The organism is Caulobacter sp. GW821-FHT10A06 (genome assembly GCF_059415805.1).
The window spans coordinates 626,287-646,226 of record NZ_JBWKNY010000001.1 but is presented as its reverse complement, the minus strand read 5'-3'; the positions used below and the strand labels follow the sequence as shown (position 1 = coordinate 646,226).

Annotated in this window: 21 protein-coding genes; 15 read left to right on the top strand and 6 right to left on the bottom strand. The window is 67.6% G+C overall.

Translation table 11 applies throughout. The features are described 5' to 3' along the window. Positions 1 to 34 precede the first annotated feature (34 nt). The 4 genes from AC07NF_RS02790 to AC07NF_RS02775 form a co-directional block, all read right to left on the bottom strand. Complete coding sequence (locus AC07NF_RS02790; protein WP_004615098.1) at positions 35 to 271, bottom strand: acyl carrier protein; 237 nt, start codon at positions 269 to 271, stop codon at positions 35 to 37. A gap of 138 nt (positions 272 to 409) precedes the next feature. After that, complete coding sequence (gene fabG, locus AC07NF_RS02785) at positions 410 to 1,150, bottom strand: 3-oxoacyl-[acyl-carrier-protein] reductase (RefSeq protein ID WP_492811046.1); 741 nt, start codon at positions 1,148 to 1,150, stop codon at positions 410 to 412. Positions 1,151 to 1,169: 19 nt separating this feature from the next. Then, positions 1,170 to 2,114 carry an ACP S-malonyltransferase gene (gene fabD / locus AC07NF_RS02780; protein ID WP_494631224.1) on the bottom strand — a complete coding sequence of 315 codons (945 nt, stop codon included), beginning with the start codon at positions 2,112 to 2,114 and terminating at the stop codon, positions 1,170 to 1,172. Positions 2,115 to 2,197: 83 nt separating this feature from the next. Continuing rightward, positions 2,198 to 2,668: a group II truncated hemoglobin gene (locus AC07NF_RS02775; RefSeq protein WP_494631227.1), complete on the bottom strand. Its 471-nt coding sequence runs from the start codon at positions 2,666 to 2,668 to the stop codon at positions 2,198 to 2,200. A gap of 113 nt (positions 2,669 to 2,781) precedes the next feature. Between AC07NF_RS02775 and AC07NF_RS02770 the strand changes: the two genes are divergently transcribed. The 3 genes from AC07NF_RS02770 (at position 2,782) to AC07NF_RS02760 (ending at position 5,385) form a co-directional block, all read left to right on the top strand. After that, positions 2,782 to 3,318: a peroxiredoxin gene (locus tag AC07NF_RS02770; RefSeq protein ID WP_492811051.1), complete on the top strand. Its 537-nt coding sequence runs from the start codon at positions 2,782 to 2,784 to the stop codon at positions 3,316 to 3,318. Positions 3,319 to 3,386: 68 nt separating this feature from the next. Then, complete coding sequence (locus tag AC07NF_RS02765) at positions 3,387 to 4,499, top strand: helix-turn-helix domain-containing protein (protein ID WP_494631236.1); 1,113 nt, start codon at positions 3,387 to 3,389, stop codon at positions 4,497 to 4,499. 76 nt (positions 4,500 to 4,575) lie between these two features. Further along, the gene (locus AC07NF_RS02760; RefSeq protein ID WP_494631242.1) at positions 4,576 to 5,385 is read left to right on the top strand and encodes a sterol desaturase family protein; all 810 of its coding nucleotides are present in this window, start codon (positions 4,576 to 4,578) and stop codon (positions 5,383 to 5,385) included. On the opposite strand, the gene AC07NF_RS02755 is transcribed toward AC07NF_RS02760, so the two are convergent. After that, on the bottom strand, positions 5,360 to 6,022 hold the full coding sequence (locus AC07NF_RS02755; RefSeq protein ID WP_494631246.1) for a hypothetical protein: 663 nt from the start codon (positions 6,020 to 6,022) through the stop codon (positions 5,360 to 5,362). The genes AC07NF_RS02760 and AC07NF_RS02755 overlap by 26 nt on opposite strands. Before the next feature lie 263 nt (positions 6,023 to 6,285). Between AC07NF_RS02755 and rpsF the strand changes: the two genes are divergently transcribed. From rpsF to alr, 7 genes are all read left to right on the top strand, one after another. Next, the gene (rpsF, locus tag AC07NF_RS02750; RefSeq protein WP_454716438.1) at positions 6,286 to 6,672 is read left to right on the top strand and encodes a 30S ribosomal protein S6; all 387 of its coding nucleotides are present in this window, start codon (positions 6,286 to 6,288) and stop codon (positions 6,670 to 6,672) included. A gap of 14 nt (positions 6,673 to 6,686) precedes the next feature. Further along, positions 6,687 to 6,965, top strand: a complete 279-nt coding sequence (gene rpsR / locus AC07NF_RS02745) for a 30S ribosomal protein S18 (protein ID WP_004615089.1) — start codon at positions 6,687 to 6,689, stop codon at positions 6,963 to 6,965. 13 nt (positions 6,966 to 6,978) lie between these two features. Beyond that, on the top strand, positions 6,979 to 7,563 hold the full coding sequence (gene rplI / locus AC07NF_RS02740; RefSeq protein WP_454716439.1) for a 50S ribosomal protein L9: 585 nt from the start codon (positions 6,979 to 6,981) through the stop codon (positions 7,561 to 7,563). A gap of 198 nt (positions 7,564 to 7,761) precedes the next feature. Further along, entirely contained in the window at positions 7,762 to 10,212 is a 2,451-nt protein-coding gene (locus AC07NF_RS02735) for a TonB-dependent receptor plug domain-containing protein (RefSeq protein WP_494631253.1), read from the top strand. A gap of 201 nt (positions 10,213 to 10,413) precedes the next feature. Next, positions 10,414 to 11,940, top strand: a complete 1,527-nt coding sequence (locus AC07NF_RS02730; RefSeq protein WP_494631256.1) for a replicative DNA helicase — start codon at positions 10,414 to 10,416, stop codon at positions 11,938 to 11,940. A 69-nt stretch (positions 11,941 to 12,009) separates the two neighbouring features. Next, positions 12,010 to 12,696, top strand: a complete 687-nt coding sequence (locus AC07NF_RS02725; protein WP_494631258.1) for a MarC family protein — start codon at positions 12,010 to 12,012, stop codon at positions 12,694 to 12,696. Positions 12,697 to 12,735: 39 nt separating this feature from the next. Next, a complete protein-coding gene (alr, locus tag AC07NF_RS02720; RefSeq protein ID WP_494631262.1) occupies positions 12,736 to 13,815 on the top strand; it encodes an alanine racemase in 1,080 nt (359 codons plus the stop codon). On the opposite strand, the gene AC07NF_RS02715 is transcribed toward alr, so the two are convergent. Continuing rightward, positions 13,812 to 14,426 (bottom strand): hypothetical protein, encoded by a 615-nt coding sequence (locus tag AC07NF_RS02715; protein WP_494631264.1) that lies wholly within the window; start codon positions 14,424 to 14,426, stop codon positions 13,812 to 13,814. The genes alr and AC07NF_RS02715 overlap by 4 nt on opposite strands. A gap of 119 nt (positions 14,427 to 14,545) precedes the next feature. Between AC07NF_RS02715 and radA the strand changes: the two genes are divergently transcribed. From radA to AC07NF_RS02690, 5 genes are read left to right on the top strand one after another with little or no spacing between them, the layout of a single operon-like run. After that, positions 14,546 to 15,928 (top strand): DNA repair protein RadA, encoded by a 1,383-nt coding sequence (radA, locus tag AC07NF_RS02710; RefSeq protein WP_494631267.1) that lies wholly within the window; start codon positions 14,546 to 14,548, stop codon positions 15,926 to 15,928. Beyond that, a complete protein-coding gene (locus tag AC07NF_RS02705) occupies positions 15,925 to 16,542 on the top strand; it encodes a CvpA family protein (protein WP_492811065.1) in 618 nt (205 codons plus the stop codon). The genes radA and AC07NF_RS02705 overlap by 4 nt, the downstream gene beginning before the upstream one ends. Next, complete coding sequence (purF, locus tag AC07NF_RS02700) at positions 16,539 to 18,038, top strand: amidophosphoribosyltransferase (protein WP_454716450.1); 1,500 nt, start codon at positions 16,539 to 16,541, stop codon at positions 18,036 to 18,038. Before AC07NF_RS02705 ends, purF begins: the two co-directional genes overlap by 4 nt. Before the next feature lie 3 nt (positions 18,039 to 18,041). Next, the gene (locus AC07NF_RS02695; RefSeq protein WP_494631272.1) at positions 18,042 to 19,037 is read left to right on the top strand and encodes a bile acid:sodium symporter family protein; all 996 of its coding nucleotides are present in this window, start codon (positions 18,042 to 18,044) and stop codon (positions 19,035 to 19,037) included. A 49-nt stretch (positions 19,038 to 19,086) separates the two neighbouring features. Then, entirely contained in the window at positions 19,087 to 19,842 is a 756-nt protein-coding gene (locus AC07NF_RS02690) for an SDR family NAD(P)-dependent oxidoreductase (protein ID WP_494631275.1), read from the top strand. Positions 19,843 to 19,940: the final 98 nt, after the last annotated feature.

The following is a 19,940-nucleotide window of genomic DNA, read 5'->3' as shown; positions in this document are numbered from 1 at the left end:
ATGGTCAGGTTCGACTAGCGAACTCGACCGCCTATTAGGCGGTCTTTTCCGTGATGAACTTCACGGCGTCGCCAACCGTCTGGATGTGCTCGGCGGCGTCGTCCGGGATTTCGATGTCGAACTCTTCTTCGAACGCCATCACCAGCTCGACGTTGTCGAGGCTGTCGGCGCCCAGGTCGTCGATGAAGGAAGCCTTCTCGGTGACCTTCTCGGGATCGGCATCCAGGTGTTCGATGACGATCTTACGCACGCGCTCGAGAATGTCGGACATTCTGTTAGTCCCTCGTTGAGAAAATTTCGGCCCATGAACAGCCAGGCGAAAACCAAGCTATTCGCAGGAATTGTCGGGCTCCGCCTATCACGTTCCTTTTCGGCTTGCTAGCGGCAGACCGACTTAGGAACAGCGGTTTTAGATCATGGCCATGCCGCCGTTGACGTGCAAGGTCTGACCGGTGACGTAACCGGCCTGATCGCTGGCCAGGAAAACGCACGCCGCGGCGATATCGCTCCCCTCGCCCAGCTTGCCGGCGGGAATCGTCGACAGGATGCCGGCCTTCTGGGTTTCGTTCAGCGCGTCGGTCATCGGGCTGGCGATGAAGCCGGGGGCCACGCAGTTGACCGTCACGCCACGGCTGGCCAGTTCTTGAGCCAAAGCCTTGGAAAAGCCGATCATACCGGCCTTGGAGGCCGCGTAGTTGGTCTGGCCGGGGTTGCCGGTCACGCCCACGACCGAGGTGATGCCGATGATGCGGCCGGCTCGGCGCTTCATCATGCCCTTGGCGGCCGCGCGGGCCAGGCGGAAATAGCCTTCCAGGTTGACCTTGATCACGGTCTCCCAGTCCTCGTCCTTCATGCGGACGATCAGGCCGTCGCGGGTGACGCCGGCATTGGCGATCACGATGTCCAGAGGCGCGCCGGCGGCTTCCTCGGCCTTGGCGACCAGGCCGTCGACGGCGGCGGCGTCCGAGAGATTCGCGGCCACGAACGAGACGCGCTCGCCGAACTGGGCGGCCAGCTCCTGCAGAGCCGATTCGCGGGTGCCCGAGAGGACGACGTGGGCGCCCTGTGCATGCAGAGCCTTGGCGATGGCGCCGCCGATGCCGCCCGTGGCGCCGGTGACGAGAGCGGTCTTGCCGGTCAGATCGAACATGTGTCGGTCTTCCTTTGGATTAGAGCGAGGCCGCGAAGGCTTCGAGATCAGCAGGCGTGTTCAGCGGGGTCGCCTCGGCGTCCGGGGCGATGCGCTTGGCCATGCCCGACAGCACCTTGCCGGCGCCGGCTTCGGCGAAACGCGTGACGCCGCCGTCCGTGGCCAGCCAGGTCATGCTCTCGCGCCAGCGGACGCGGCCGGTGACTTGCTCGACCAGCAGCTTGCGGATGACGTCCGGGTCATGGACCGGGGCGGCGGTGATGTTGGCGACCAGCGGGGTGCGCGGAGCGATGATGGTCGTGCGAGCCAGCGCCTCGGCCATCTCGTCGGCGGCCGGCTGCATCAGCGGGCAGTGGAACGGGGCCGAGACGTTCAGCGGAATGGCGCGCGCGCCCAGCTCCTTGGCCTTCTCGATGGCCTTGTCGACGGCGGCTTTCGAACCCGAGATCACGACATTGCCGTTGTTGTTGTCGTTGGCCACGACGCAGACGCCGACTTCCGAGCCGGCCGCGGCGGCCGCTTCGGCCAGGGCCAGATCCGTCTTCGGACCGATCAGCGAGGCCATAGCGCCCTCGCCCACCGGCACGGCGCGCTGCATGGCCTGACCGCGCAGCTTCAGCAGGCGCGCGGTGTCGGCCAGGCTGATGGCGCCGGCGGCGGCCAGGGCCGAGTACTCACCCAGGCTGTGACCGGCGACGAAGGCGGCGCGATCGATGCCGACGCCGAATTCCTTCTCCAGCGTGCGGGTCACGGCCAGCGAGACGGCCATCAGGGCCGGCTGAGCGTTCTCGGTCAGGGTCAGGTCGCCTTCGGGACCTTCCTTCATCAGCGAAAACAGCTTCTGGCCCAGGGCGTCGTCGACTTCCTGGAAGACCTCGCGGGCGCTGGCAAAGGCCTCGGCGAGATCGGCGCCCATGCCGACCGACTGGCTGCCCTGGCCCGGGAAAATGAAGGCGATGCTCATGGCGGCCCGCTCCGTCTCAAGTAGATTCAAGGCCGGGAGGGTTAGGCCAAAGGCGGCCGGGCGGCAAGTCAGCCCAAATCCTGTTACCCGAGCCAAGGGCCTCCAGGCGGTCCCCAACCCCACACTGGCATCGGCGGCTCGCCCTCGGGCTCGGGAACGCCCTCGGCCGAGTTGATCACCGCCAGCCGCGTGCCCCATTCCAGATAGCCAACGAAGGCGGCGCGGAACTCCGGGTCGTCGGGCATCCCCACCTGGTCGGCCGTGTCGACCATCAACGCCACCCAGGCCCGGCGCTGCTCTTGGGTCAGATGCCGCCCCATGTGCTTGCGGATCATCGCCGCGTGACCGCCGCCGGCCTCGGTATAGGTCTTGGGTCCGCCGAACACTTCACCGACGAAGGCCGCCACGTGCTGGGCGTGATGCGGGTCCATCCCCGCGAACACAGGGGCCAGCACCGGATCGTTCGGCACACAGGCGTAGAAGGTCTCGAACAGCGTCTTGAACCGCTCGGGGCCACCGGCCCACTCCGCCAAGGTCGGGACGTTGTCCGCCATGTCTTTCTCCCCATCCGCCCAACCGACGTAACGACGAAGGTAGCGGTTTGGAAGATGGCGGAATGGGGTTATCCAAGGCGTGACCGTTAACAGCCCTGCTCCTGGAGCTTCCGATGTCCCGTCTGCTCGCCGGTATCGCCGCCGCCGCCCTCGCTGTGGCCGCCGCTTCCCCCGCCCTGGCCGCCCTGAAGGTCGGCGACAAGGCGCCGGACTTCGACGCCAAGGCCGCCCTGGCCGGCAAGGACTTCGACTTCAAGCTGGCCAAGGCCCTGAAGAAGGGTCCGGTGGTGCTGTACTTCTTCCCCGCCGCCTACACCGCCGGCTGCACCGCCGAAGCCCACGAGTTCGCCGAGGCCACGCCCGAGTTCGAGAAGCTGGGCGCCACGGTGATCGGCGTCACGGCCGGTAACGTCGACCGCATCAAGGACTTCTCCAAGGAGCACTGCCGCGACAAGTTCGCGGTCGCCGCCGCCAACGCGGACCTGGTCAAGAAGTACGACGTGGTGCTGTCGCAGAAGCCCGAATGGTCGAACCGCACCTCGTACGTGATCGCCCCGAACGGCAAGATCCTGATGTCCTATACGGACGGCAACTTCGCCGGCCACGTCACCCAGACGATGGACGCGGTGAAGGCTTATAAGAAGAAGTAGCCAGCCTTTTGCGGTTCCGACCAGCCGCGCGGGTTGAACCCCGCGCGCGCTGGCGCCCATGTTCGGTCATGACCGATCTCGCCCAGCTTGAACTGGCCATTCGCGGCGTGACCGTCGGCGCCTTCGCCGCCACCGGCGTTTCCCTGGCGGCCAGTCGCAAGATGACGCCGACGCGCTGGGTTGGCGTGCTGGTGATGATCTGTTCGATCGCCCACGTCGTCGAGAGCCACTTCTACTACACCGAAGGCCGGCATTTCAGCCCGGTGACCTGGGCGCTGGCGGCCTCGGCGGCGGGCGTCTTCTGGCTGTTCTGCTCGGTGCTGTTCGAGGACGAGCCGAAAATTCCGCCCTGGCGCTACGCCATTCCCGGTGCGGCTTTCACCTTCTGGCTCATCGGCGCGTTTCTGCCGCCATCACCAGTCCGCGCCGCTGTCTGGTGGTCGTTCGCGGCCTATTCGGTGGTCCTGCATACCCATATCCTGCTGATGGCCTGGCGTGGCTGGCGGATCGACCTCGTCGAGCGCCGCCGTCACCTGCGGGCGCCGATCGCGGCGGCGGCCACGGGCTACATGTTCATCCAGACCCTGTGCGATTTCAGCTTCGGCAATGGCCCGATGCTGCCCGGCATGGTCCAGACCGTGGCCCTGGCCGCCCTGGGCGTCGGCTCGGCCCTGGCCCTGCTGCGCGCCGAGCCGGTGCTGGTCCAGGCCTCGCCGGCCGCCGGCGAGCCTCCAGTGGTCAAGCCGGCCGAGACCCTGGATCTCACCCCGGCCGACCGCCTGGTGCTGGCGCGCCTGGACAAGGCCATGAACCAGAACGAGGTCTGGCGCGGCGAGGACCTGTCGATCGGCACGCTGGCGGCCCTGGTCGGCGCGCCCGAGCACCGCCTGCGCAAGCTGATCAACGGCACGCTGGGGCACCGCAACTTCGCCGACTACGTCAATGGCCGCCGGATCGAGGCCGCCAAGATCGCGCTGTCTGATCCCGAACAGGCGCTGAAGTCGGTCTCGACCATCGCCTACGAACTGGGCTTCGCCTCGCTGGGGCCGTTCAACCGCGCCTTCCGGGCCGCCACCGGCGTCACCCCGACCGCCTGGCGCCAGGACGTCACGCCCGCCCATCCACATCTGCGGCTGGTCGAAACCGGCGAAGGCGCGCCGAAAGGCGACAAACGGGCCTGATTTCAAGTTCGGCGCGACGGTCGGAGCACTGGCCGCTTCCCTGAGGGCGTCTCTCACCGTCCTGGAGCCCAAAGACGTGCTCGACGCCCTCCTCCCCTTCGCTCGCAACTGGCTGGCCTCGATGCAGGTCGACGTCACCCGCTATGTGGTCTTTTCCGTCAGCGTCTGGCTGGCGCTGTGGGTCGTGCTGGCCATCCCGCTGGCCGGCCGCAAGATCCGCGACAGCCGCCCTGCCGCGCGCCAGCTGCTGATCGAGTTCGCGACCTCGATCCGCTCCATCATGATCTTCTCGACCCTGGGCCTGCTGACCTTCGGCCTGTTCCGCGCCGGCTGGCTGCCCGGCCCCTACATCGCCAAGGGCTGGGGACCGGTCTGGTTCTGGAGCAGCCTGGTGCTGATGATCGTCGCCCACGACGCCTGGTTCTACTGGACGCACCGGTTGATCCACGACCGGCGGCTGTTCCGGCGCTTCCACCGCCGGCATCACCGGTCGAACAATCCCTCGCCGTTCACGGCCTATAGCTTCGATCTGGGCGAGGCTTTCATCAATGGCGTCTTCGTGCCGCTGTGGGTGATCCTGATCCCGACCCAGTGGCCGGTGGTGGGGCTGTTCATGCTGCACCAGATCGTGCGCAACACGATCGGCCACTCGGGCTACGAGCTGTTCCCCGCCCGCAAGGACGGCCGGCCGCTGATCCCGTTCCTGACGACCGTGACCCACCACGACCTGCACCACGCCCAGGCGGGCTGGAACTACGGGCTCTATTTCACCTGGTGGGACAAGCTGATGGGCACCGAGCACCCGGAGTATCTTAAGCGGTTCGCGGCCGTGACGGCGCGCAAGGACAAGTCGCTGGACGCTACCAGCCGACCTTCACCAGCTTGACCATGGCGCGGGCATCCTGCAGCCGCCAGGCCTCGCGCTGGTTGTTGACGCCCCGCACGCTGACGGTCAGTTCGGCGGGGATGTCGAACGGGCGCATGACGCTGAGGTCGACGCCCTCTTCGCCCTGCGAGCCGCCGCCGAAAGCGATCGAGCCGACCGGGCGACCGTCCAGGGTCAGGGACGAGCGGATATTGGCGCGGGCCACCGGGATTTTGCCCGGCACGGCGATGGCCTGGCTGGCGTCCATGTCCATCGAGACGCGGACATAGTTGGCGCGCGGCAGCAGGCCAAAGCCGAACAGCTTGGACATCGAAGAGCGCAGCCGGGCTTCGCTCTGGTTCCAGGACGCGCCCAGGGCCATCGAGCGTTCGCCGACGCGGTCGCTATCGGGCTTCTTCGACAGGTTCAGGTCGAAGTCGTAGGTCGGATTGTCCAGCATGCCCGACGACTTGACCGTCAGGGCGACCTTCTCGGTGTCGGTCGACAGATCCAGCGGCAAGGCCGCCGAATAGCCGGCGAAACGGCCTTCATGGGCCGAGACCGAGGTGACGGGCTTCTGGATCAGTTCGGCATGCGCGGGCGCGGCGACGGCAAAGCCGGCGGCGAGCACGATCATGAAGCGATGTCCGATCTCCATGTTCGCCTGCTAGCATAGGCCTTTGCGCGGATGAAGACCGCTCGGCGTCGAAAGCCCGACATTTCCCGCATGCCTGCTTCGGCGGCGCCCCTGCGCTTGCCTTTCGCGCCCATCTTCTGTAATAGCGCGCGTTCTCACGGAAGAGCGGTCTTGCACGCACCCATCCGGGACCGGGGTTTACCCCGCTCGGCGTGTCGGATCCATCGTGGTTGACGGACTTCCGTCGTCGACCGCGCCGCCTTCCACAACGGAAGAAGGAAAACATGGCGTTCTACGAACACGTGGTCATCGCGCGGCAGGACATCTCGCCGCAACAGGCCGAAGCTCTGAACGAGCAACTGAAGACCCTCATCGAAGAGAATGGCGGCCACATCGCCAAGATCGAGTACTGGGGCCTTCGCAACCTCACCTACCGCATCAAGAAGAACCGCAAGGGCCACTATTCCCTGCTCGCGATCGACGCCCCGGCGCCGGCCGTGAAGGAAATGGAGCGCCAGCTGCTGATCAATGAAGACGTTCTGCGCTTCATGACGATCCGCGTCGAAGAGCTGGACCTGGAACTGTCGCCGGTTCTGGCCCGTCGTGATCGTCCTGATCGCGCCGAGCGCCCGCGCGAAGACTTCGCGCCGCAAGCGCAAGCCCAAGCGTAAGGGAGAAAAAGATCATGACCGATACGACTGCTCCCGAAGCCGGCGCTCCGGCCGCCGCCGCTGGCGGCGCTCGCCGCCCGTTCTTCCGTCGCCGCAAGGTTTGCCCGTTCTCGGGCGCCAACGCGCCGAAGATCGACTACAAGGACGTGAAGCTGCTGCAGCGTTACGTCTCGGAACGCGGCAAGATCGTTCCGTCGCGCATCACCGCGGTGTCGGCCAAGAAGCAACGCGAACTGGCCAAGGCCATCAAGCGCGCCCGCTTCCTGGCTCTGCTCCCCTACGTCGTGAAGTAAGGGAGACACCACGATGAAAGTCATTCTGCTCGAACGCGTTGAAGGCACCGGCGTCCTGGGTGACGAAGTCACCGTGAAGGACGGCTTCGCCCGCAACTTCCTGCTGCCCCGCGGCAAGGCCCTGCGCGCCACCAAGGCGAACCTGGCCACCTTCGAAGCTCAGCGCGCTGAGATCGAAGCCCGCAACGTGAAGAACCGCGAATCCGCCGCCAAGAACGGCGAAGAGCTCGACGGCACGCAATACATCCTGATCCGTCAGGCTGGCGAAAGCGGTCAGCTGTACGGTTCGGTCGCGGGCCGCGACGTCGCCGACGCCATCAAGGCCGAAGGCGGCAAGGTCGACCGCTCGATGGTCGTGCTGGACAAGCCGATCAAGACGCTGGGCGTCCACGAAGTGAAGGTGATCCTGCACGCTGAAGTGACCATCACGGTCACCCTCAACATCGCGCGCAGCCAAGACGAAGCCGAGCGCCAAGCGCGCGGCGAAAACGTGATCAACTCGCAATTCGAGGAAGATCGCGCGGCCGAAGCCGAAGCCGCCCAAGACATGGCGGAAGGCGGCGCCGGTTCGTTCGAAGGCGACCACTACGAAGCCTAATCCCTTCCGGGATAACAGGTTTTATCGAGAAACGGCGCGGAGCAATCCGCGCCGTTTTTTTCTGCACTTTGCTCCAGAAATGCTTAGCTTGTTCGCAGAAGTGTCAAATCCCATGTTCGCGGTAGGGGTTGAAACCCCTTCGGGGGCGTAAGGCCGAATGGCCGGCATCCCCGACAAAAATGAGAGGGGATATCTCACATGCGCTACAGAAGCCTGCTGCTGGCCGCCGCTTCGCTGACGGCCTTCGCCGCCACGGCCCACGCCCAGACCGCCGCCCCTGCTGGCGGCGAAGACGCCAACACCAATGTCGAAGAGATCATCGTCACCGGCACCCGCACCGCCGGCCGCTCGCGCCTGGACAGCCTGGCGCCGGTCGACGTGGTCACCGCCAAGACGCTGCAACAGCGTGGCAGCACCGAACTGGCCGCCGCCCTGGCCGCCACGGTGCCGTCGATCAACTTCCCGCGCCCGTCCAACACCGACGGCACCGACTCGGTCCGCCCCGCCGTCCTGCGCGGCCAAGGCCCCGACCAGACCCTGGTGCTGGTCAACGGCACCCGCCGCCACGCCACGGCGCTGGTCAACCTGAACGGCTCGGTGGGCCGCGGCTCGGCCGCCGTCGACCTGAACGCCATCCCGTCCGTCGCCCTGGACCGCATCGAAGTCCTGCGTGACGGCGCCGCGGCCCAGTACGGCTCGGACGCCATCGCCGGCGTCGTCAACCTGCGCCTGCGCGAAGCCGACCACGGCGGCGGCGTCACGGTCACGACCGGCAAGTACATCACCAGCTTCGACGGCCTGCAGACCGGCCAGAAGCAGAAGCGCCGCGACGGCCTGACCAAGACGGTCGCCGGCTGGCAGGGCCTGAAACTGGGCTCGGACGGCTTCCTGACGCTGTCGGCCGAATATGTCGACCGCGACTTCACCAACCGTTCGGACACCGACACTCGCGTGACCCCGCAGCGCGTGACCTCGCGCTTTGGCGATCCCGAAGTCGAGCAGGTCAGCTTCTACGCCAACGCCGGCAAGCCCATCGGCGACAATTGGGAGGCCTATGGCTGGTACGGCTATCAGCAGCGCGACGCCGAGGCCTCGGCCACCTACCGCCTGCCCACCGACGCCAGCCAGAACATCCCCAGCGTCTATCCCAACGGCTATCTGCCGCTGATCACGACCAACACCGAGGACGTCACCGCCGCCGTCGGCCTGCGCGGCGAGCTGGCCGGCTGGAAGCTGGACACCAACCTGGTCTACGGCAAGAACGACCTCGACTTCGGGGTCAAGAACACCATCAACCCGTCGTATGGCGCGGGTTCGCCGACCAGCTTCAAGGCCGGCGGCCTGACCTATGACCAGGTGGTGTTCGGCCTGGACGCCAGCCAGGAGTTCGAGGTCGGCCTGGCCGGCCCGCTGAACGTCGCCTTCGGCGTCGAAGCCCGCCGCGAGACCTACAAGATCAACGCCGGCGAAGTGGCCTCGTACGCTCGCGGCACGGTGTCCCCCACCCTGTCGTTCGGCTCGCGCGGCTTCACCGGCTTCACGCCCAGCAACGCGGTCGATGTCGATCGTGACGCCGTCGGCGTGTACCTCGACCTGGAAGGCAAGATCACCGAGAAGCTGACCGGCTCGGCCGCCGTCCGCTACGAGGACTATTCGGACTTCGGCACCAATACGAGCTGGAAGCTGTCGGCCCGCTACGACTTCACCGACAACTTCGCCATCCGCGGCGCGGCCTCGACCGGATTCCGGGCTCCGAGCCTGCAGCAGCAGTACTTCACCTCGACCTCGATCCTGTACATCAACCAGAACGTCGGCGGCGTGACGACGGCGGTGCCGTTCGAGACCGGCACCTATCCGTCGCTGAGCCCGGTCGGCACGGCCCTGGGCGGCAAGCCGCTGGAGCCGGAGAAGTCGAAGAACTTCTCGCTGGGCGCGGTCTATCACAAGGGCGCCTTCGAGCTGACGATCGACGCCTATCAGATCGATGTCGACAACCGCATCGTCCTGACCGAGACCCTGACGGGCACGGCCACGGCGGCGGTCGGCACCAATGCCCGAGTGATCTTCGACCTGCTGGCCCCTTACGGCGCATCGGCGGCCCGCTACTTCACCAATGGCGTCGACACCAAGACCAAGGGCGTCGACGTGGTGGCCCGCTACCGGATCGTCGACGAGCAGGCCGGCACCTTCGACCTGACGGCCGCGGCCAACGTCAACGACTTCAACGTCCTGCGGACCCCGACCACCACCGTCCTGCCGACGCCGGTCACCCTGTTCGCCCGCCAGGCCACCCTGCGCTTCGAAAAGGGCACGCCGCGCACCAAGGTCTCGCTGCAAGGCGACTGGAGCAAGGGCCCGTGGGGCGCGACCCTGCGGAGCACCTTCTATGGCAACGTCCTGTCGCCCGGCACCGCCGCCGACGGCAGCGGCGACTGGTACACGGGCAACCAGGGCATCGTGGACCTGGAAGGCCGCTACCGCTTCGGCGAGCACGCCACCGTCTCGGTCGGCGCGGACAACCTGTTCGACCAGTACCCCGCCCAAGTGCCGCCGAACCTGAACACCAGCGGCGGGAACCCGTTCTCCAGCTTCTCGCCGTTCGGCTTCAACGGCCGCTTCGTCTACGCGCGCCTGGCCATCAACTGGTAGGCTGAAAACCGCGCAAACGTTTGGGCCCGGAGAGCGATCTCCGGGCCCTTATTTTTGCCCGGCGTCAGAAGCGGACGCCACCCGAGGCGCGTGCTCTTGCACTTTTTTGCGCCCGGAACATACACAGAATATCCCCGTTCATCTGGCCCTCTTCGGGCATCGGAACGGGCTTCCAAAATCGCCTTCCGTTAATATCCGCCGATGTCCCTCGTACCAGCGCTCGACCTGCTTCCCTCGGTCCTTCCCGAGCCCGTGATCAATGTGGCCCCGCACAACATGGAGGCCGAGCAGGCGCTGCTCGGGATCCTGCTGTATGACAACGCCGCCTACGAGCGCCTGACGGATAGCCTGCAGGCGCGCTGCTTCTACGAGCCCTTCCACCAGCGGCTGTTCCAGTCGATCGAGACCCACGTCCGCAAGGGCCAGCTGGCCGAGCCGATCCTGCTGTCGGACGAGTTCAAGAAGGACGCCGCGTTCGAGGAGCTGGGCGGGCTGCGCTACCTGGCCGACCTGGTGGACCGCGCCCCGCCGGCGGCCAATGCCGGCGACTACGCCCGGGTGATCTTCGACCTGTCGCTGCGTCGCGAGTTGATCCGCATCGGCGGCGACATCGCCACGACCGCGCACAGCGGCCTCGGCAAGGACGAGGAAAAGAAGCCCGCCCGCGACCAGATCGAGCTGGCCGAACAGCAGCTGTACAGCCTGGCCGAAAGCGGCACCGCCTCGTCGGGCTTCGTCTCGTTCGGCGACGCCCTGCGCGGCGCCGTCGAGATGACCGCCGAGGCCTACAGCCGCGAAGGCGGCATGTCGGGCGTCTCGACCGACCTGATCGACCTCGACCAGAAGATCGGTGGCCTGCACCCCTCCGACTTGATCGTCCTGGCCGGTCGTCCGTCGATGGGTAAGACCGCGCTGGCGACCAACATCGCCTTCAACATCGCCAAGAAGTACGCCTACGAGATCCAGCCCGACGGCACCAAGAAGACGGTCCAGGGCGGTGTTGTGGCCTTCTACTCGCTGGAAATGAGCGCCGAACAGCTGGCCCTGCGTATGCTGGCCGACGCGTCCGGCGTGTCGGGCGACAAGCTGCGTAAGGGCGAGATCGACGCTTCGGAGTTCGGGCGCGTCCGCGACGCGGCCATGGAGCTGCAGGAAGCGCCGCTGTTCATCGACGCCACCGGTGGTATCTCGATCGCCAAGCTGACAGCCCGCGCCCGTCGCCTGAAGCGCCAGCACGGCCTGGACCTGGTCGTGGTGGACTACCTCCAGCTGGTCACCGGCTCGGACCTGTCGTCCAACGCCAGCCGCGTGCAGGAAGTCTCGCAGATCACCATGGGCCTCAAGGCCCTGGCCAAGGAGCTGGCCTGCCCCGTCATCGCCCTCTCGCAGCTGTCGCGTCAGGTCGAACAGCGCGACGACAAGCGGCCCCAGCTCTCCGACCTTCGGGAATCGGGCTCGATCGAACAGGACGCCGACATGGTGTGGTTCGTGTACCGCGAGGCCTATTATGTGGGCCGCGCCGAGCCGCGCGAAGGCACACCCGAGCACCTGACCTGGCAGGAAGACATGGACCGTCTGCACGGCCTGGCCGAGGTGATCATCGCCAAGCAGCGTCACGGCCCTATCGGCACCGTGCGCCTGTCGTTCAACAGCGACACCACCCGCTTCGGCAACCTGGCCAAGGACCACTACTTCGCCCAGGCGCGGAACATTCCGTCGGAAGAGTAAGCGGCAGTTTGACGAACCGGGACTCGTCGGGCCAGGGTCGGCCTCCCGCCGCGCCAGCCGACGAGTCACATGGACTTCAGCCCCCTGCCCACCTCCAGCCTGGTCGGCGCCTTCCTGCTCGCGTTCCCGGCGCTGTTTTCGATCGTCAATCCGGTCGGGGCCTCGCTGATCTTCGACCAGGCGATGGGCGGCCGCAGCCGCAGCGAGCGGCGCAAGCTGGCGGGGCAGATCGGCTTCTACGCCTTCCTCGTGTTGCTGGGCTCGCTGCTGCTGGGCGGCTATATCCTGAACTTCTTCGGCGTCAGCCTGGGCGCCCTGCGGGTGGCCGGCGGCCTGGTCGTGGCGATCCGGGCCTGGGGCCTCTTGATGGACCCGCAGGAGCACGAGGACCGCAAGACCAGCCAGACCGAGCCGGTCCAGAGCCACGAGGACGTGGCCTTCTTCCCGCTGACCATGCCGTTCACGACCGGCCCCGGCTCGATCTCGGTGGCCATCGCCCTGTCGTCCCAGCGCCCGACCGAAGGCGCGGCCGTGGCGCCGTTCTTCATCGGCGCGGGCCTGGCAGCCGCCGTGGTGGCGGTGATGGTCTGGCTGTTCTACAGCGCCTCGGGCCGCGTTATGCGCCTCTTGGGTCCGTCCGGCGCTCGCGTGCTGTCGCGGCTGGTCGCCTTCCTGCTGCTGTGCATCGGCGTCCAGATCATCGCCTCGGGCGCCGAAAGCCTGGTGGGCAAGTTCATGAGCACGCACCACGGTTAAACCGTTGAACCAGAAGGCCGCGTCCGCTACGCGGAGCCCGTGACCGAAAGCCGCCTCACCCTCGACCTCGACGCCCTGGCCGCCAACTTCGCGGCCTTGCGCAAACGCGCGGGCGGCGTGGAGCTGGCCCCGGCGGTCAAGGCCGACGGCTACGGCCTGGGCGCGCCCGTGATCGCCGACCGCCTGTGGGCCGAGGGCGCTCGGACCTTTTATGTCGCCCGCCTGTCCGAGGGCGTGGCCCTGCGCCAGGCGCTGGGCGATCGCGACGCGACCATCTACGTCCTGGACGGCGCCACGCCCGGCTCGGGCGACACGCTGGAGGGCGCGGGGCTCACCCCCGTGCTCAACAGCCTGCCGCAGATCGAGGCCTGGAACGCCCAGGCGCGCTCGGGCCGGCTGAAGGCCGCGCTGCACGTCGACACCGGCATGAACCGCCTGGGCCTGCGCCCCGAAGAAGTGAAGGTGCTGGTCGGGGCGTTCGACCGCCTCAAGCGCCTCGACATCGAACTGGTCATCAGCCACCTGGCCTGCGCCGACACCCCGTCCCATCCGCTGAATGCGCTCCAGCTGGAGCGCTTCCAGGAAACGACGGCCCTGCTGCCGAACGCGCGCCGCAGCCTCGCCAATTCCGCCGGCCTGTTCCTGGGCGACGCCTACCGCTTCGATCAGGCCCGGCCCGGCGTCAGCCTCTATGGCGGCGGGCCGGAAGGCGTACCGCATCCCGAGATCCGCGCCGTCGCCACGGTGGAAGCGCCGATCCTGCAGGTCCGCGTCGTGCCGCGCGGCGAGAGCGTCGGCTATGGCGCAGGCTGGACCGCGCCCGACACCACCCGCGTGGCGATCGTCGCGGCCGGCTATGCCGACGGCGTGCTGCGCTCCACCCATCCCAACGGCCAGGTCTGGTTCGACGGCGCGCGCCGCCGGCTACTGGGTCGCGTCTCGATGGACCTGATCGCCGTCGAGATCACCGACTGCGACGCCGCCCGTCCCGGCGCGATGGTCGAGCTGTTCGGTCCGAACCTGCCGATCGACGACGCCGCCAACGCCGCTGGCACCAGCGCGTATGAGCTCCTGACCCGCATCGCGCCGCGCGCCCGCACCGTGGTCGTCGGCGGCTAGCCCGCCAGCGCCCGCAGCCGCGCGGCATTGACCGTCTCGACGGCCGCCTTCAGCACATCGACATTATCCGCCGAACCCTCGGCCGAGATCGCGAAGCGGTCCGCCGCCACGATGCTGTAGCGGCCCGACTTCGACGTCGTATCCCAAGTCTCGGTCACCATCCGCCCGCCAGCCGTGGTGATGGTCTCGTAGCCGCTGGCCGTGCGCCGCGTGCTGGCCGCGCCCTGGGCGTCATCCGAAGCCCCGATGCTGCCGATCGCGCCCAGGTCGGTGACTTCCAGCAGGAAGGCGGACGTCCCCTTCCCGTAACGGGCGCTGGCCTTGGTCTGGTTGGGCTCGGGCCCTGTCGCGGTGGCCACAGGACCCCGCGCGAAACCGCCAACGCTGGCGGGCAGTAGGTCCCTCAAACCTGCAGGGTTCAAGGCGCGCGTCCCCGTCTGGGCGGCTATCTCGGCGCGCTCGGACTCACGTTCCAGCTGGCGCAGGTCGACCGACTTGCCGTTGACCTCGACCGGGCCGGAGGATTTGCGTTCACCCTCGCGACCACACCCGGCCAGCACCGCCACAACGGCGATCGCCACGCCCCAACGCCACGCTTTGCTCCCGGCCATGAAACCCTCCACAGCGATCTTGCCACCCTAACGCCTGTTACGCGGCTTGGCTGCGTCCGGCTTTGGCGCACCGGGCCGCCAACCTGTAGTCTCCAGACATTCGAGAATCAGGAGCCCCCATGGCCCGCGACGGCGCCGTTTACGCCTGCCAGTCCTGCGGCGCGGTCCAGACCAAGTGGTCCGGCCAGTGCCCCGCCTGCCAGAGCTGGAACACCCTGGCCGAAGAGGTCGGGGCCAGGCCACCCGGCGCGCTGTCGTCGACCAAGGCCACCCGCGTGCGTGGCCTGCAGTTCACCGGCCTTGAAAGCGAGAGCGCTCCGCCGCCCCGGATCATGACCGGCGTCGACGAGTTCGACCGCGTCTGCGGCGGCGGCGTGGTGCCCGGCTCGGCCATCCTGATCGGCGGCGACCCGGGCGTGGGCAAATCCACCCTGCTGCTGCAGGTCTGCGCCAGCGCCGCCCTGCGCGGCGTGTCCTGTGCCTACATCTCTGGCGAAGAGGCCGTCGAGCAGATCCGGGGCCGCGCCGAGCGCATGGGCTTGTCGAAGGCCAATGTCAGCCTGGCGGCCGAGAGTTCGCTGCGCGACATCCTGGACGGGCTGAAACGCGACAACTTCGACCTCGTCGTCATCGACTCGATCCAGACGATGTGGAGCGACGCCCACGAGGCTGGCCCCGGCACGGTCACCCAGGTCCGCGCCTGCGCCACCGAACTGGTCCGCCTGGCCAAGAAGAGGGGCGTGGCGATTCTGCTGGTCGGCCACGTCACCAAGGACGGCCAGATCGCCGGCCCGCGCGTGGTCGAACACCTGGTCGACGCCGTCCTCAGCTTCGAGGGCGAGCGCGGTTATCCGTTCCGCATCCTGCGCGGCGCCAAGAACCGCTTCGGGGCCACCGACGAGATCGGCGTCTTCGAGATGGGCGACATCGGCCTGCGCGAGGTCAAGAACCCCTCGGCCCTGTTCCTGAACGAGGGCGGCGAACGCGCGGCAGGCGCGGCGGTCTTCGCCGGCATCGAAGGCTCCCGGCCCGTCCTGGTGGAGTTCCAGGCCCTGGTCTCGCCCTCCGCGTACGGAACACCCAGACGCGCCGTGGTCGGATGGGATTCCGGCCGCATGGCCATGGTCCTGGCCATTCTTGAATCCCGATGCGGCCTTGGTTTTGGCGACAAGGACGTCTATCTGAACGTCGCTGGCGGCCTGCGCATCACGGAACCGGCGGCGGATCTCGCGGCGGCGGCGGCCCTGGCCTCCTCCGCTCTCGATGTGGCCCTGCCCCAGGACTGCGTCGTGTTCGGTGAGCTCAGCCTCTCAGGCGAGGTCAGGCCGATCAGTCGAATGGAGTCGCGTTTGAAGGAAGCCGCGAAACTGGGATTTGGCCGGGCGCTAGGACCGCTCACCGGCCTTCCTGAGGGCGGCGGAGCCTTGCCGGTCGCGGGGGTCGCCCGTGTGGCCGACGCCGTGCGCCGCATCGGCGACGAGATCTGGACGAGCCTGACGTGACGCCTTTCGACATCATCGCCGGTCTCCTGCTTCTGGTGTCCGGCGTCACGGGCTGGATTCGCGGCGCCTCGCGCGAGCTGACCTCGGCGCTGTCGTTCATCTTCGCCGCCGCCATCGCCCTCTTCGGCCTGCGCATCAGCGGCCCGATCTTCCGCAAGCTCATGGACCCCGACTGGGCCGCCACCGCGTGCGCCGTACTGGTGGTGTTCGTGATCTTCTTCCTGATCTTCCGCCTGGTTGGCGGCCGGCTGACGGCCAGCCTGCACGAGACCTCAGCTGGCGTGCTGGACCGCGCGGTCGGCGCGACGTTCGGCGTGATCCGCGCCTGCGTGATCCTGGGGGTCTTCAACCTGCTGCTGCACCTGGCCACGCCGCCGGACCGCATGCCGCGCTGGGTCGAGGATTCGATGTTCTATCCGCTCTCGGAAGCCAGCGGCACGGTGCTCAAGGTCTTCGCCCCGAAGGGCAAGGCCCTGGCCGGCAAGCTGGCCCCAGCGATCAAAGAGGCCGTCCATGAGGGCGGCGACAATACGTCCGGCGAGAAGTCGTCCGGAAAAGGCTATAATGATGACCAGCGTCGTAAGCTCGACGACCTGGTGGAGAAATCGCGATGACCTTCCTGGGCCAATCGACCGACCGCTATTCCTCTTCGCCTGTCCGTGATCCCGAGGACGATACGCTGCGCCTGGAGTGCGGCGTCTTCGGCGTGTTCGGCACGCGCGACGCGGCGGCCATCGCGGCCCTGGGCCTGCACGCCCTGCAGCACCGCGGCCAGGAAGCCTGCGGCATCGCCGCCTTCGATGGCGCCCGCTTCCACACCGAGCGCCACATGGGCCATGTCGGTGACGCCTTCACCGGCTCGGACCTGGTGCAGCGCCTGCCCGGCAACATGGCCATCGGCCACACGCGCTACTCCACGGCCGGCGGCGCGGGCATCCGCAACGTCCAGCCGATGTTCGCCGACCTGGAGACCGGCGGCGTCGCCATCGCCCACAACGGCAACCTGACCAACTTCCTGACCCTGCGCGAGCGCCTGGTGCAGGAAGGCGCGATCTTCCAGTCGACCTCGGACTCGGAAGTGATCCTCCACCTGATCGCCCGCTCGCGTAAGGCGCGGATCGTCGACCGCTTCGTCGACGCCGTCGGCCAGATCGAAGGCGGCTACGCCCTGGTGGCCATCACCAACAAGAAGATGATCGGCCTGCGCGACCCGCTGGGCATCCGCCCGCTGGTGCTGGGCGACCTGGACGGCAAGCCGGTGCTGGCCTCGGAAACCTGCGCGCTGGACATGATCGGCGCCCGCTTCGTGCGCGACATCGAGCACGGCGAGATGGTGGTCATCGAAGAGACCGGCATCACCTCGACCAAGCCGTTCCAGACCCAGGCCGCGCGTCCCTGCGTGTTCGAATATGTCTATTTCGCCCGTCCCGACAGCGTCGTGAACGGCCGCTCGGTCTATGGCGTGCGCAAGCGCATGGGCCGGAACCTGGCCAAGGAAACCGGCGTCGAGGCCGATGTCGTGGTGCCGGTGCCCGACTCGGGCGTGCCGGCGGCGCTGGGCTACGCCCAGGAGAGCGGCCTGCCGTTCGAGATGGGCATCATCCGCAACCACTATGTGGGCCGCACCTTCATCCAGCCGACCCAGGGCGTCCGCGAGCTGGGCGTGCGCATGAAGCACAGCCCCAACCGCGCCATCCTGGCCGGCAAGCGCGTCATCCTGATCGACGACTCAATCGTGCGCGGCACCACCTCGCTGAAGATCGTCCGCATGGTCCGCGAGGCCGGCGCCAAGGAGGTTCACCTCCGCTCGGCCAGCCCGCCCATCAAGTGGCCGGACTTCTATGGCATCGACATGCCGGAACGTGAGCAGCTGCTGGCGGCCAACAAGTCGCTGGAAGAGATGGCCAAGTTCCTGGAAGTCGACTCGCTGGGCTTCCTGTCGGTCGAAGGCCTGTACGACGCCCTGGAAGCCGGTCCGCGCGACCCGGCCGCCCCGCAGTTCACCGACCACTACTTCACCGGCGACTATCCGACCCGCCTGACGGACCGCGAGATCGCCGAGGGCCGCAACGAGACCAACGACAAGCAGCTCTCGCTGCTCAGCGCCTAAGTCTTGTCCGTGAGCGTAAAGGCCGTCCTCGAGAAGCTGAAGCTCGAGCCGTACGTCATCGCCCTGTTCGGCATGGTCGTGCTGGCGTCGATCATCCCCGTGCGCGGCGAGGCGGCGCACGGGCTGAACATCGTCGTCAAGCTGGCCATCGCCCTGCTGTTCTTCCTGCACGGCGCCAAGCTGTCGCGCGAGAACGTGGTGGCGGGCCTGACGCACTGGCGGCTGCACCTGCTGATCCTGGCCTTCACCTTCGTGATGTTCCCGATCCTGGGCCTGGTGATCAGCAAGATCTCGATCCTGCCCACCACCCTGGCGGCGGGCATGCTGTTCCTGTGCTGCCTGCCCTCGACCGTGCAGTCGTCGATCGCCTTCACCTCAATGGCGCGCGGCAATGTCGCCGCCGCCGTCGTGGCGGCCAGCGCCTCCAACCTGTTCGGCATCTTCATCACGCCCGTGCTGGTCAGCCTGCTGATGCACACGCAGGGCGGCGCGTCGGGCGGCTGGAAGTCGGTGCAGGACATCGTCGTCCAGCTGTTGCTGCCCTTCATCGCCGGCCAGCTGGCTCGGCCGCTGGTCAGCGCCTGGATCAACAGGCACAAGCAGCTGATCGGCTATGTCGATCGCGGCTCGATCCTGCTGGTGGTCTACGCCGCCTTCAGCGAGGCCGTGGTCGGCGGCATCTGGCACAAGATCTCGCCGCTGCAGCTGGCGATCCTGCTGGCGGTGTGCGGCGTGCTGCTGGCCGTGGTGCTGGCCGCCACCACCTTCGGCGCGCGAGCGCTGGGCTTCTCGCCCGAGGACGAGAAGGCCATCACCTTCTGCGGCTCCAAGAAGAGCCTGGCCACCGGCGTGCCGATGGCGGGCATCCTGTTCCCCGGCCCGACCGCCGGCGTCATCGTCCTGCCGCTGATGATCTTCCACCAGATCCAGCTGATGGCCTGCTCGGTCATCGCCCAGCACTACGCCAAGAAGGCCGCCGAACAGGACATGGTCGCTTAAGCGCCTAGCGCCGGTTCCCGTCCGCCCTTCCCTGCTCTAGAACCCGCCCATGACCTCCGACTCCTCCCAGCCGCTGGCCGGCCGCATCGCCCTCGTCACGGGCGCCACGCGCGGTATCGGCGAGGCGGTCGCCCTGGGCCTGGCCAAGGCCGGGGCCCACGTCATCGCGGTGGGCCGCACGCAAGGCGCCCTCGAGGCCCTGGACGATGCGATCCTGGAAGCGACGGGCGAGCGCGCCACCCTGGTGCCGCTGGACCTGCGCGAGCCCGACGGCCTGGACCACCTGGGGGCGGCCATCCATCAGCGCTGGGGCAAGCTGGACATCGTGGTCGGCGCGGCGGGCCTGCTCGGCCCCCTCACGCCCGTAAGCCATCTGGAGCCCAAGGGCTGGGACATGATCCTGTCCACCAACCTGACGGCCAACTGGCGCCTGATCCGCGCCATGGATCCGCTGCTGCGCGCCTCGGACGCCGGCCGCGCCTTGTTCTTCTCCAGCAGCGTGGCCAAGACCCGCCCCGCCTTCTGGGGCGCCTATGCGGCCACCAAGGCGGCGCTGGAAGCCATTGTCGACGTCTATGCCGACGAGACCGAAAACACCCCGATCCGCGCCCTGTGCGTCGATCCGGGCGCCATGCGCACCCGCATGCGGGCCGCGGCGTTCCCCGGCGAGGATCCCCAGAGCGTCCCGGCGGCGGACACCATCGTCCCGTTCGTCATCGACCTGGTCCGCTCGGACCGCCAGCCGCCCAAGGGCGTCGTCCGCTTCAAGGACCGTGGCCAGGAATCACCTAGCACTAACATTTGATAAGACGACTTCAAATGTTGCGGGAATTGTTACGGAAATAAACTTTCAGGTTGTCTAAAGGTAAAAAGTACCACCCTGGCACTAAACCGGGGAACAAT